The sequence below is a fragment of the Affinirhizobium capsici genome, assembly GCF_977018625.1.
Window position 1 is genome coordinate 85,046 of the sequence record NZ_CDRNXD010000008.1, and the last position, 12,956, is coordinate 98,001.

Sequence of the window (12,956 nt, forward strand, 5' to 3'; positions counted from 1 at the left end):
CTACCAGTCTTCGACCTGTAGTCGGGCCTTTGGCCGCTCTTGCTGGATCGTTTTTATCGGAACTGATTCCGATGTTTCAGCCATTCGTTTTTCCGCGGTCGCGGCATAAATGCCCCGCGCCGCATTGCGCAGCCGGCGCTTTGAAAGCCTGGCGGTGTTTGCAATCGTGGTCATTTCCCGGCGCAGCGAGACGATCTCGACGCTGGATCGGCCGCTCAAGTCGCGCCTTCGTGCCCTTTCGGCCCGATGCTCCCACAGTGTGATACTGGCGACCACGCCATCTCGCCGCTCCACTGCCCGAAACACTTGTGTTTCGGGGTCGCGAACAAAGATCTGGCTTATATTGCGGGGATCGTATCGCACTTCGAGCTTACTGAGCCGATCTCGTTCCGGCACCAGCCTGCCAATCCAACTCGAATAGTAGTGCAGCGCGAACAGACTGATCCCTTGAGGCGACAATTGCCTCTGACCGGCCGGCAAGAAGGAGAGCAGCACATGGTGCTGGTCGTCGATGATATGAGGGTGGCCTGACGCACGCTGCTCCCACTCCTTGATGGGAATGTTCAGCGTTTTCGGATTTTGATGGCGATTATGATCCAGGATCGCCAGGACCACGCACCGCTCCAGTTCGGAAAATGAGAGGCGGGCACGGTGTTCGGCAGGATATTCGTCACGAGCTGCCACGGAACGTTTCGTGGTGCCCGGTAATGTTGCCAACACACCGTTCAGCTTTCCGAGAAGCCGTTCCACGACGCCGCCGTGGTGAACCCGAGCGCGATCCCGATATCGAATGCGGATCCCGTATTCGTCGCAGCCTCGCTGAAAAGCATGCCCCTTGAACTCCATCGCCGAGTCGGCCACAAGCAGCCGGGGCCTTCCATACATTGGCCAGTCATGGCGAATATCGCGCGATGCGAGCCAGCCATCCTTGGGGCAAATCGCCTGCGCAAGGCAAAGCGCCACCGACAGCACCGAGGGTTTTTCCAGCGATAGGCAAAAGCCCAGGATGGCACGGGTGGCAACGTCGGTCACCAGTGTCAGATACGCCCGCCCGACGAAAACCCCGGCCCCATCGATGACCTCGACGAAATTTACATCCGTCGGCGTGTGGTCGATCTGGCAGACATCCAATGGGTTTGTTGCATGGATGTATCCAGGCTGTGGCTTCAGCCGAAACAAATGTTTCGGATTGGCCGAGCGCTTCCTCGCGATCGTTTCGGCTGAAAACAATTCAGGGATCCTGCGCGCGACAGTGACATACGATGGCTGGGACAGGCCTGCCTCCTCGCAGCGCGCGCGGATTTCGGCGACGACCGGAGCCAATGGCGGCGCTTCGAGGGTGAGCCACTGCTCCTGCAAAGTTCTCGCAACGATAGCTTCGACGTCCGCCGAGATCCGCTTTCGCCGGGGGCCGGATGTGCGCGGCAGGAGCGCGGTCACCGTTCTGTCGGTTCGATATCGGGCCAAGAGATTGTATATTTGTCGGGACGACAGCCTCAATTCCGCAGCAGCGCGGTCAATGGCCGATTTGCGCGAACCGTATCCTTCCAGGATGCGATCCAGTTGGTCCGCGAGCCTGCGCGCAGCCGCCCAATCGGCTTCAGTAGATTCACGGGCAGGTATCGATCGGCGATATTGAAATGGATTTGGCACAACTGGCCTCATCGAAATCGTTAGCGATAATCGTTGCAACCAATAACGTCTAACTCTAACAGCCTAATGACGATTTCCAGTTTGAAACCTCAAAGTAAAAGCCACAGCCGGCGTCGCCCTGACCCGTCTGGACGAGCGTATAGCTCGCTCGGACGTTGGCGCAGGGTGGATCGAGCGCACCCACTTCACCGATGCCTGCGCATCGCTGTGGATCGACGGCGAACTCGTCCATCTCGAAGATCTAGTCCTCCACGACCATGTCAGAGATATTCGCACACCCACCCACGAGCTGACCATTGCTCGCGACGTGCTGCGAACCCGCCGGCGCATTGCTGCCCAGTTGCCTGACTGGGCCCTATCGGCCGACGGACTTCGCACACTCCGAAAAGCCTCGGAGATCACATCGGTCGACGCTGACGAGGCGACGTCCGCCAATGCCACCCGGCGCGCAGTCGCGAACGATCCGGAAGGCGAGGGGGAGACCGCCGACGACATCGAACATCTCCCCCGCATCGATTATGCCGCAATCGATGAGGTACTCGCCCGATCGGAAGCGGCGATCGAGAACGCGACACGGACCGGCCGGAGGGGCGACCCAGAGAAAGATCCGATGATCTACGATCTCGATTGGGACGAGGATGCCAGGCTCGACGAGTGGCGCGGCGTGCTGCGCCAGGCCGAAAACCTGCCGACGATACTGCAGGCCATCGTCGCCCTCGATGCCTGGAATGAGTCGTCCGTCCTTCAGCACGCCCCCTGGCTCGGTCGTCTGTTTTGCGCGTCCATCCTGCGCCAGGCCGGGATTACCTCAGGGGTGCATCTCGCCGCCATCAACCTCGGCCTGAAAACCATCCCGGTCGATCGACGCCGGCATCGTGACCGGGAGACCCGGTTGCTCGCCGTTGCTCACGGCCTGATCGCGGCCGCCGAGATCGGTCTGAAAGAGTTTGACCGGCTGTCGTTGGCGCGCACGATGTTCGAGCGAAAGCTGGACGGACGCCGGACGTCTTCAAAGCTGCCGGAGTTGGTCGAACTGGTCATGGCAAAGCCGCTCGTGTCGGCCGGGATGGTGGCGAAGACGCTCGATGTGACGCCGCAGGCGGCGCGGAGGATTGTTTTGGAGCTGGGGTTGAGGGAGATGACCGGGAGGGGGAGATTTCGGGCGTGGGGCGTGATCTAATGATGGACGACGCATACTGTTGGACGCGCCAAAGTGGCGCGAACATATTATTTAGTGCACAGTGCTTGGCCCCAGCATGGTGGTTGATAGCAAGCAGGGGTCGCGACCGCAGTCCGTGAGACAATTTTTATCAGCGCTCGCCCTTTTTCAACAAGTTCAGAGCAATGGAGCCTTACAAAACGGCCTTGTATTGGGCTATTGATACTATCTCGGATGCTTGTTCTGCCGCGCTGTCCACGATCACGCTAACCGAATTGATACGGTTTTGGGTGCTATAACCGACATCCCAAAATGACTTGAATGCAATCAAGAGGCGAAGTTGGTCAGAGACTTTTTCCTATATCACCTGAATGACCGAGAGTTCGAATACCTCGTCGTGACCATGTGCAAGAAGTGGTTGGGTGAAGGCACGACTGCGTTCGCCGAAGGAAGAGACGGCGGCCGTGATGCGCGTTTCTTCGGTACGGCACAGACCTATCCGAGCACTGAGAGCCAATGGTCCGGCCATGTTGTCATTCAAGCCAAGCATACGGCCACACCGAACGCATCCTGTTCCGACAGCGATTTCAAGCGCTACTTCGAGCCCGGTGACAAAAGCGAGCTGCCGAAGGTTGCAAAACTGATCGAAGAGGGCGTGCTGCATTATTACCTGGTCTTCACCAACCGGAAATTGCCCGCAGGTGCCGACTTGAAGATCCTGAAAAAGGTTCGGGGCCTACAATTGACCGATGCAGCAGTTATTGGCCTTGAAGAGATCAATCGCTTTCTTCACGAGACGCCGACCGTTGCACGGGCCTTGCCAGTCAATGAGTATGCACGGCCGTTCGAATTCAATTCCGAAGACATGGTCGATGTCATCGTTGCACTGAAAGACGCGATCGACATGGAAGGATCTGGCTACGAAAGCGCTGTTGACTTCACCTTGGTGAATAAGAAGAAAGTGAAGAATAAAGTCAATCGAATGTCTGATGAATACTATCAGATGGTCATCGTCAATAAGTATATGCCTCTTTTCGACAAAATGAGGTCGTTTCTGAGGAATGAGAGGAACTCAGAATACCGTGACATATACCACGATATTGCTGACGAGTTGCGCCAGAAGATTGTCCGTTATCGTGACCGGTTCGATAATTTCGAGGAGATTATCGGATATCTGTTTGATGTCATCAAAGAAGCAAGACCAGAATTCATAGGGAAACGCCGCTATGTGACGTTCCTCCTGTGCTATATGTACGATGATTGCGATATTGGTGAGAGGGAGCCAGCGGTATGATCACAGCGCAAAAGCACCTCGATCTCGACAATTCGGTCCTGCGCGTCGCTGCGGTGATGCTGCATGAGCTGAAGAAGCGTCGCGTACTTGAGTTTTCCGCCCTGCGGAGAAAAGTTTTAAAGGCGGTCGGCTCTGAATCCGAGATCGCGTTCCAGCCGGCATTGAGCTTTCTGTTTGTCGTCGGAAAACTCGAATACCACGTCAAGAACGACAGCTTCGAGTATAAGGAAGGCTAATTTTATGCAGCTCAGCCGTCTTTATACCAATTTCGATAACCTGTTCACTCCGATCGACTTCAATTGCGAGACTGACGCCGACGTTTTGAACGTCGTCTATGGCGATGTCTCGCGGGCGAAGGATGGTGGGCCCAGAGATTCTCATAATCTCGGTAAGACAACGCTTATCCACCTGATCGACTTCATGTTCCTGAAGGACATCACCGGGTCGCGCCATTTTCTGGAGACCCATGCCGAACGGTTTTCCAAGTTTCAATTCTTCCTGGAGATTGGCCTAAACGATGGGACCTTTCTTACCGTCAAGCGTGAGGTAGTCGATAGCAACAAGATCGCTCTAAAAAAACATGAGGATAGGGGCCAGAATCTTGCTTCGCTCGCAAGCAAGGACTGGGACCACGACGGCGTCAGCCGTACGGCGGCACGCGAACTCCTCGACGGGATACTCGATCTTCGCATCATCAGCCCATACGACTACCGCAAGGCACTTTCCTACTTCCTCCGCACACAGGAGGATTACAACGACGTCCTGCAGTTGCAGAAGTTTTTGGCAGGTGCGCACTTGGGGTGGAAGCCGTTTGTAATGACGCTGCTCGGTTTCAATGAAGAGCCGGTCGAACGGAAATACAGACTAGATCAAGACATCGAGGAGAAGGAGAACGATAAAAAGAAGAAAGAGGCCGAGCTCCAAGTTGACGAAACTGATCTTCTCAGACTTTCAGCGGAAATCAGAAATAAGAAGGTGGAGTTGGAGGAAACTGAAGCAGATCTCGATAGATTTGAGTTCAGCTCCGAGGAGCGGCGGCTGATGCATGAGCTCGTGGACGTCATTGAGGCGCGTATCGCTGAAACCAATGATGCGCTCTACAATGTCCGCGTCGATATCCGCAACATCGACACCTCGTTGAAAAACAAGATGTCATTCAATCTGTCTGAAGTAGAAACCATTTTCAAAGAAAGTGAGCTCAACTTTCCCGGGCAATTGAAGAAATCGTACGAGGCTCTAGTAGAGTTTAACCGTCAGATCACCAATGAGCGCAACCGCACGCTTCGGGCGCGGAAGAAGGAGCTTGAGGAAGAACAAGAGCGTCTGCGAGCCCAACGAAAGGTGGATGATCTCAAGCGCCAGGATTACAACAACATCCTGCAAGGCACCGACACCCTTGAAAAATTCAAAAGGCTCCAGCGAAACCTGGCCGAGCAGAGAGCCGATATCGCCTATCTCGAAGGCCAGGAACAACGGCTCAGCGCGATTGCGAGCCTTGAGAGCGAGATCAACAAGCTAAAGCGCGACCGCAGCCAGGTTGTGGACGAGATCAAAGCCCTCATTTCCCAAGGCACTCCGGCGCGGGATCGTATCGCCGCGAACTTCAATCTCTATTGCCGCCGTGTACTCGATCATGAGGGACTCTTTTACGTCCGTCAGAACGGCATGGGGAATGTCGAATTTCCGATCGAACTGCTGGAGAAGGGGTCAAAGCGAGCGTCGCGACAGTCCGAAGGGAAAAGCTACAAGCAGATGCTTTGCGCTCTGTTCGACCTGAGCGTCCTCAAGGCTTACGAAGATCTGCCTTTCTACCACTTCGTATATCATGACGGCATCCTCGAAGGACTCGACAATCGGGTGAAGGTTCGCTTCCTGGAGCTTGTCCGCGAGCTAATTGCAGACGGCAAGATCCAGTACATCATGTCGATTATCAATTCGGATCTACCTCGCGATGAGGATGACAAGCCGATCGCATTCTCTTCCGAAGAGGTGATTTTGCGCCTTGATGATAGTGGTGATCAGGGGCGTCTCTTCAAGATGCCAGAATTTTAGCCGTACTGCACTTGAGTGTTACGGCTGCTTTTTTTAATTGAATTGACATGCCCTGCAGTTGGTTTACGCAGGACGTTGACACCGATCGCTGACGCTGCGACTCCGACCTGTCCCTGGCGCGCATCAACAGACCTATGAGCGTGGCGGTCCCGAAGTGGGACCGTTGGTCAGCTTCAACCCGTCGCACAGATAATGGCCTGTGGTGACGCCGGGCGTCAGCGCGTGCCATCATCACGCTCGACCGCACTCGTGCCTTCGTCAGTCGGCGGAGGTTTCGCTAGGTTGGCCGGATGCGCGTGACACGCCGCCTGCGCGTGGCCTTTGATCCTGCCTCACCGGTCGAGGTCTCGACCGGTGTTGCGGCGGGTTCTGTGAGCGGTGCGCCGTCGACGCGCGCGACGCTGATGACAATCGGCTCTACATCGTCTTCGGGGCCGCCAATTACCGGAACCGCGCGCGACAGGCGGAACCGAGCGAGACCATCAAGCTTCGAGTTCTCGGCTCGCAATAGTCTCACAACCTCACGGGCCCATGGCCGCTCCCGCTTTAGGGGATCGCTATGAAAGGACGCCTTGTAGCGCTCGCTGATCGTATTACCGATCCAGTACCAGCTCGCTTTTGGCGCGGCCAACCAAGCTTTGATAAAGGTTTCCGGCTCAATCTTGTCGAGGATCGCGACATGGGCATACGGGTTGTCGCCTGTATAGGTGGAAACAAGCATTTCAAAAAATTTCTCGCCTCTGCCGAGGGCCACAAGCAAATCCGGTATGGCTGCCTCAAGCTTCAGATTAAGTGCAGCCTCCTGTTTCTCCCTCAGATGATCGACTATCTGTTTAAAGTTGGCTTCCATTGGCCTCGAAACCCAGTACCCGATCCCGTCATGGGAAGAGTACCGCTCATGCTTCCAGTCGTAGCGCAGCGGCCGCGGCGGTATTTTACACCGCTCATGCATTCCATCGATATAGGCTTTGGCTTCCGCCACGGACTCGGCGGGTGTCAGTCCTGAAATTCCTTGCTCCGCCATCATCAGGCGAAGTGCAAGGATATGGAGCATTTCGCCTGTCTCGATCGCAGCGAATGTTTCGATCTGCGCATTCATTCGCGCAAGGCCGATGGCCACCTGCTCATCAGCGAGCTTGTCGAAGTTGATGACGGTGCGCCATGGCGGATCTTCCTTAGGAACAAGGAAATGTACGCTTTCGTCAAGATTTCGGCGGATGTCGTCGGCGCTGTAAATGCCTTTCACGAACATGTCCGACAGTAGCCCGTCCTGAAGCGTGTTGCTGTGCAGCTGGATTGTACCATAGCGGGTATTTGCACTGCCAATTTTCGAGGCGGCTTCTATAGCTTGCCTGCTTCGATTGGCAAGATCGTCGGGTGTCATAACATTGTCGCGGATCTCGGTTGCGAAGACACTGATCATCTTGACGACCTCGGTCATAGCAGCCTTGTTGCTCCGATGCCGATCGTCGAGGGCTTCGTGGAAGCGGCGAAGATCCTCGATCAGGTATTTAAGAAGGCGCAGTGACGGTCGTTTCGACCTGATATAGATATCGAGGACATCCTGTTCATAGGGCGCAAGAAAATCGCCGAATGCTGTGCCGCGGTGTGGCTTCATGAACTCTTCGAATGCCTGACTGGTCTGCGGCAGTGCGTTGAGCGTCTGGCCAAACACCTTCTCCTTAGCATCCTTGAGGTAGGAATCCACCACTTTGGTGTCGTGAACGATGACGATGACACGGCATCCGGCATGCTCGACATAGGAGTTGATCACCCCGAGCAGGATCTTCAATGGAATCCGGCAGCGTTCGAGGTCGTCGAAAACAAGAACTCGTTCGGTGCTGACCGCCTTGTCGAGAAAGGCGCCGAGCAGCGTGGGCGTCAATCCGCCCAATGCTGCGAGCCCGCTGACCGCGTGCATGCTCTGCTGTGCGTCCTTGAGCAGCATCTTGATGCGGGCACGCGACGGATACATCTGCGCAAAGACGGCCGAGCGTAGCTCTTCAGCGCTGTGCATGCCGAAAAGGCTGACAAGGTGAAATTCGTCTTCATCGAGTGAATGAAGGACCTGGTGGGTCTTGCCTATGCCCCAGGCGCCGGTGACCAGCACCGCAAATCCAGGAGCATCAAGTTTCCGATAATAATCGATGTAGCTGCGAAGTGCCGAAGGTGGACCATCTGCCCGGCGTTTTTCCTGGGGGAAGTCGCTTGGAAAGATGAGCTTATGAGCTGCCCGGAAGATCCAGTTCAGCTTCGAGGATTTGGCAAGCACTGGCGGCATCGCTGGCGTGATTCTCCATCATGTAACCGCACGGAACGCGCCCGCCCCATGGATATATGAAATAGGCTTGCAATTGGTAGATACCAGCCCGAAATTACTCCGTGGGAACTAAAATGGTAATACCAAAGTATCAAATTTCATATCGCCCAAATTTGTGGTATACTGACAATGACTTCCGACAGCTTTCCCACAGGGATTTGACGTATCCCCACCATTTCAAGCATCAGCTAGTCGCGTTGAGAGCCGGACATCGGTTCGACTCTCTTCGAGGCGAAGACGCTGATCAGGCATCTTGCGCGATGCCGAAGTTCGCGGCAATAAGCTTGTTTATGTGGCTTGCGGATGCTTTGAAGAAGGCATCGATCTTGGCAACGCTCGGGAGGTTGAGCGAAACTATTTGGTGCGCCAGATCAGATTTCTTTTGATCGCGCTCGTAAAGTTTCAGTGTGTCCCAACTTGCCAAGAATGCACAGTCGATTTCAATCGCGGGCGGGTCGAACGTCATTCCCGTTGAAGACAGGCATCTATGGGCAAATACGTATTCACTAGGATGCTTGAGAAAGCCCGCCCAGCGCCTTACCATCCTGTCGGCCTCGGTTTCAGAATAGGTGCCTTTGTGCGCCGTTTCGATAGCGGCGCGAATGTATTCCCTCAGAACATCCAGGCGTAGCAACAAGACTTCGGACATCTCCTCGCACGCGATATTGGATCGAGGCAAGCTCAGGATGCGGCCGATCGAAGAGATTACGGCGGCTATGTTGCAGGCTTCCGCGACGTGATGATCCTGGTCACCATTATCGTAGTCGACGGTTATTGACCCGTGCGAGAACGGCGTGGCGTAGAGCTCGCATGATAACGGCTCACCGTTTTGGGCGACCAACGATTGATGGAGCTGTTGCGTCAGTGTGCGGAAGTCGGCTTTGCTATAGGCCATGCTTGCCACTATCCTTTATGGGTTGATCGCTCCACCGTCCGCGGTTGGTGATTGCCCACAGTGGCATCAGCTCGCCCGGGTCGAAAGGGTAGGGTTTGGCCGGTAGCCTTGGGCCTATATCATCCCGCTTCTGACGGACGTTCCAACTGAAGCTGTCTATGTCGGTCATCCTACGGAATGTTGCTAATATCTGGTCGGCGTCGGAAACCGACAGGATGTCGTCCAGCTCCTGAATCGGGCAGAAGACCGGCGTCCGCATGTCGGCTTCGGTGATACTGCTGTCCTTATTGACCGAATAGACCTTCGCTTCCGCGACCAGCTTATCCCGTAGCTTGCCACCCATCTGCGTCCACGAGTCGAGCGTCAAAATCACGCCGGTCACGTCGTCCGCCAAGTTGTGCTTCAGAATTCCTTGCCGGACATGGGCGAAATACCGCCATAGCTGGAATATCGCCTTGACGATCTGGTCATACCCGTCGCTAGCGTCCTCTCGGGGATTTTCTCCGTATTGGGCGGCATAGGTGAGCTTGGTCGCCTTGCACTCCATGACGCTGACGATCTTGCTGTCCAGCTTCAGGAGGATGTCCGGCGTCTCGACTGGATTCTTCTTGTACCGGTACCTTTCTGCAGGGAGCGGATCAAACTCCGGAATGAACGCCTTGATGATCTTCCGCGAGTATTCCTCAAACCGAGTGTTGGCATCGCTGATGACAGCGTTCTTACCAGAAGCCAGGTCGTAAAATAGACCGGCCGTCACCCGCAAAAGGATCAGGTCGGGCAGGGGGGACGTGTAGAGGGTCGTGTCCGCACGGTCGTAGCGGATGATTGGTTTCAGCCGCAGATAGCTCGGCTGGTAGGCGATGGGTATGGGCGCTGATGCCTCGGCCTCGAACTTTTTGACCAGAGCGGCGGCTTCGCGATGTGCCGTCGATGTACTGCTCGACAGCAGTTTGGTGGTTTTGTGGATCGCCTCCAGCGACACCGGCAGCTCTTCCTGCGTATCCAGCAGCGGCATCCAAGTCCGGCCAACATGCTGGGTGAAGAGGACGAAAGCCGCCGACACGTAGTCGATGATGTCGAGCCCGTACTTTTCCTTGAAATAATCCGCGCAAACGCCTTGGCAATAGATGTACAGGTATTTGTAAAGCTCGCCCGACCTCACCCAAGTCCGCTGCCACGGGAACTGCCGGTGGCCGATCCTGTGAAGCTCGTCGATGATGTTTTCATTGTTGATGCGAAGCGGGGTCTCGTCATCCTCGGCGCTTCTGAGAAGATTTGTCAGCACGCGGATGGTCTCAAAATCCCGAGTGTCCATCGTCGGCTCCCATGCGAAGCCCGGCGTTTTCGGCGTCGTGAGCAGTAGGTTCGCAAGGGTTTCAATCTCCCAAGCCTGAACGGAGTGGCCCTCCAGGATACTATCGCTCGCGGCCTCCTTGGGATACCGGAAAATCCCCTTCCTGATGCTGTCCTTCCGCCCTGTCTGCAGGGCATGGGTTGACCACACCATGGTCAAGAAACCGAAGTCGTTGATATGGGAAAGTCTGGCAACAAGCTCTCGAAGTTTCGGCGTGATGTATCCGGCCAACGGTTCTGCGGGACGCCGCTTTCTCAAAAGGAGCGGCGGCGCCGAAATATTGGTCATTAGTAGTTGGCGGTGCCAATAAGAAAGGCGAATGACACGCTCCTATCCGGATTACCTAGAGGGATGGAACTTCGTTATTCGGCGTCATTGGCGGCTTTTTTCACCGCCTTCGGTGGCAGTTTAAGTGTTGCCCCGTTCGGGCCGACGCTCACTTCCGGCCCTAGTCCCATGACAGCGCCGAGGGCGGCAAGCGAGCTAACCTCTCCGTCGCCTTTCGCGCCCATTTGGAAAAGTCCAGCACAGGCGCCTTCGACCCATTTTTCCGGAAGCTGTGCGCCTTCCTTGTTGGTCATCTCCATTGCAGTCTCAATAACCCAGCTCGCGCGGTTGATGTCCATTCCATACCGCTGGAGTTCCTGCATGGTACGCAGCTCGGTGTCGTATGAACGGCGTAGAAATGACACGAGGTATGCAATGAAGCCTACAGCGACCGCTGACAGAAGCAGTCCACGGAGGGCCAACATCCAGAGCAATATCGTGTTGTCGGGCAATTTGGGGGCCAATGTCTCCGTGGCCGTACTAGGAGCTAAAGCCTGAGTGTCGGCCGGATGCTGAGTTTGGCTCGTCTGCGCCGGTTCCTTTAGGGCAGAACGTTCGATTACCGCCAGCAGATCGGAGGCGAGTTGGCTCCTTTCCTGTGTCAGGGAAACAAAAGACTGGAACGTGTAAAATGCAGCACCACCGGCTAATACTGCGCCGCCGATGCAGATCCAGATGAGGAACGTCAGCTTCATCAGCGACTGTCGGGAACTTGGCGGGCGGGCGAGGAAGCCCTGCACCTGTGTGGTTATGTCCTCGCGCAATTTGCGGCGTGCGAACATGTGGTCCGACTGGTCAAATTCCTTAATCTTCTCATCCAGTGCAGCTTTTTCATTGCTGATGCGCTCCCGCGATTCCGCTTCCCGCTTCCGGATTTCTTCCTCAGCCTGAAGCTGCTGCTCCTCGAACTTCTTCCGGCGCTCGGCGGCATCTTCTTCGTAGCTGATGCGCAAGTTTTCTGCGTTTTCCAGCATTGTATGATGCAGTTGGGCAAGCGATGCCGTTTCGCGATCGATTATGCCAAGCGTGTTTTCAGCCAGTCCCTTTGCGTCACCAGCTTTCGGGAATGTCAGGTAGCGGCGGATGATTTCCTCTACCTCCAAAAGCTTCTCAGCATTTATCCGCCCGTTCGCGGGGTCGAACTTTATGATGTCGTAATAAGCGGGGTTGAGACTCGCCAGTACGTTGCCACGGTTCATATTCACATTGAATGTGGTGTCGCCTGGATTGAAAGAAAATGACTGAATGAGAAAGGAAGGCCCCTTCTTTTTCCGTATTAATTCGAATTCGTTTTCCGGTAGTGGGACGCCGCCTAGATCGATGCCCATATGATTCGAGCCGTATTTTTCCTTCAGCTCGATCAGCATATCGAGAATGGTTTTGTCCGTTACTTTGGCTACATAAAGGTCGGTCACGTGCAATATCCCCCGCAGATGAAAGAAGATATAGTTGTTGCTTTGGGGTTGGTAATTGCATCGCGCGCTAAATCGAGCGTTGTGCACAGTATGTTGGAAGGGATTCGAGGTCGTCCGATGATTCTGGCCTGTTTTCGGAGCGGATGGGCGGCAGCCGCGACCATAGCAGTCGTTCAGTCGCGCAGGTTGTCATCACGCTAGCCAATATAGTTCGCTGCAGGGTCACGTCTGCAATGCGCCGCCATTGCCATCGTTCAAGTGTTCGTCGCTTCAAACTAAAAGCGAATGTCTGTTAACGTAGCGGCGCTTGACATGGATAGTGGAAACCAGGGCGGCTGCCTGGGAACGCTTTACCTACCGATGCATCTGTCCGTTCAGGCCCAGGCGCGGGGACAGCGGGCACCGACTCGATGGCTTTCGTTCTTCGAACTGTGGTCGATAAACGCTTTTGAATGGGTAGTCAGAGGATCCCTGCAATATTCTGAGG

8 protein-coding genes and 1 pseudogene are annotated in these 12,956 nt (G+C 55.3%); 4 read left to right on the plus strand and 5 right to left on the minus strand.

Going from position 1 to position 12,956, the window contains the following annotated elements; genetic code table 11:
- The gene (locus tag AC0JZ1_RS20365; RefSeq protein ID WP_471884261.1) at positions 1–1,665 is read right to left on the minus strand and encodes a Mu transposase C-terminal domain-containing protein; all 1,665 of its coding nucleotides are present in this window, start codon (positions 1,663–1,665) and stop codon (positions 1–3) included.
- A 94-nt stretch (positions 1,666–1,759) separates the two neighbouring features.
- Between AC0JZ1_RS20365 and AC0JZ1_RS20370 the strand changes: the two are divergent.
- The 4 genes and pseudogenes from AC0JZ1_RS20370 to AC0JZ1_RS20385 form a co-directional block, all read left to right on the plus strand.
- Positions 1,760–2,833 (plus strand): annotated as a pseudogene (locus AC0JZ1_RS20370) (RHE_PE00001 family protein); the annotation flags it as partial.
- A gap of 382 nt (positions 2,834–3,215) precedes the next feature.
- Entirely contained in the window at positions 3,216–4,106 is an 891-nt protein-coding gene (locus AC0JZ1_RS20375; protein ID WP_471884421.1) for an ABC-three component system protein, read from the plus strand.
- A complete protein-coding gene (locus AC0JZ1_RS20380) occupies positions 4,103–4,342 on the plus strand; it encodes an ABC-three component system middle component 8 (protein ID WP_174066944.1) in 240 nt (79 codons plus the stop codon). The genes AC0JZ1_RS20375 and AC0JZ1_RS20380 overlap by 4 nt, the downstream gene beginning before the upstream one ends.
- Positions 4,343–4,526: 184 nt before the next feature.
- Positions 4,527–6,158 carry a DUF2326 domain-containing protein gene (locus tag AC0JZ1_RS20385; protein WP_471884262.1) on the plus strand — a complete coding sequence of 544 codons (1,632 nt, stop codon included), beginning with the start codon at positions 4,527–4,529 and terminating at the stop codon, positions 6,156–6,158.
- Positions 6,159–6,435: 277 nt separating this feature from the next.
- Here AC0JZ1_RS20385 and AC0JZ1_RS20390 read toward each other — a convergent pair whose 3' ends face one another.
- From AC0JZ1_RS20390 to AC0JZ1_RS20405, 4 genes are all read right to left on the minus strand, one after another.
- Positions 6,436–8,268, minus strand: coding sequence for a hypothetical protein (locus AC0JZ1_RS20390; protein WP_471884263.1), 1,833 nt, complete (start codon positions 8,266–8,268; stop codon positions 6,436–6,438).
- Between the two features lie 454 nt (positions 8,269–8,722).
- Entirely contained in the window at positions 8,723–9,373 is a 651-nt protein-coding gene (locus AC0JZ1_RS20395) for a hypothetical protein (protein WP_471884264.1), read from the minus strand.
- Complete coding sequence (locus tag AC0JZ1_RS20400) at positions 9,363–11,015, minus strand: hypothetical protein (protein WP_471884265.1); 1,653 nt, start codon at positions 11,013–11,015, stop codon at positions 9,363–9,365. Before AC0JZ1_RS20400 ends, AC0JZ1_RS20395 begins: the two co-directional genes overlap by 11 nt.
- Before the next feature lie 74 nt (positions 11,016–11,089).
- A complete protein-coding gene (locus AC0JZ1_RS20405; RefSeq protein WP_471884266.1) occupies positions 11,090–12,469 on the minus strand; it encodes a hypothetical protein in 1,380 nt (459 codons plus the stop codon).
- Positions 12,470–12,956: the final 487 nt, after the last annotated feature.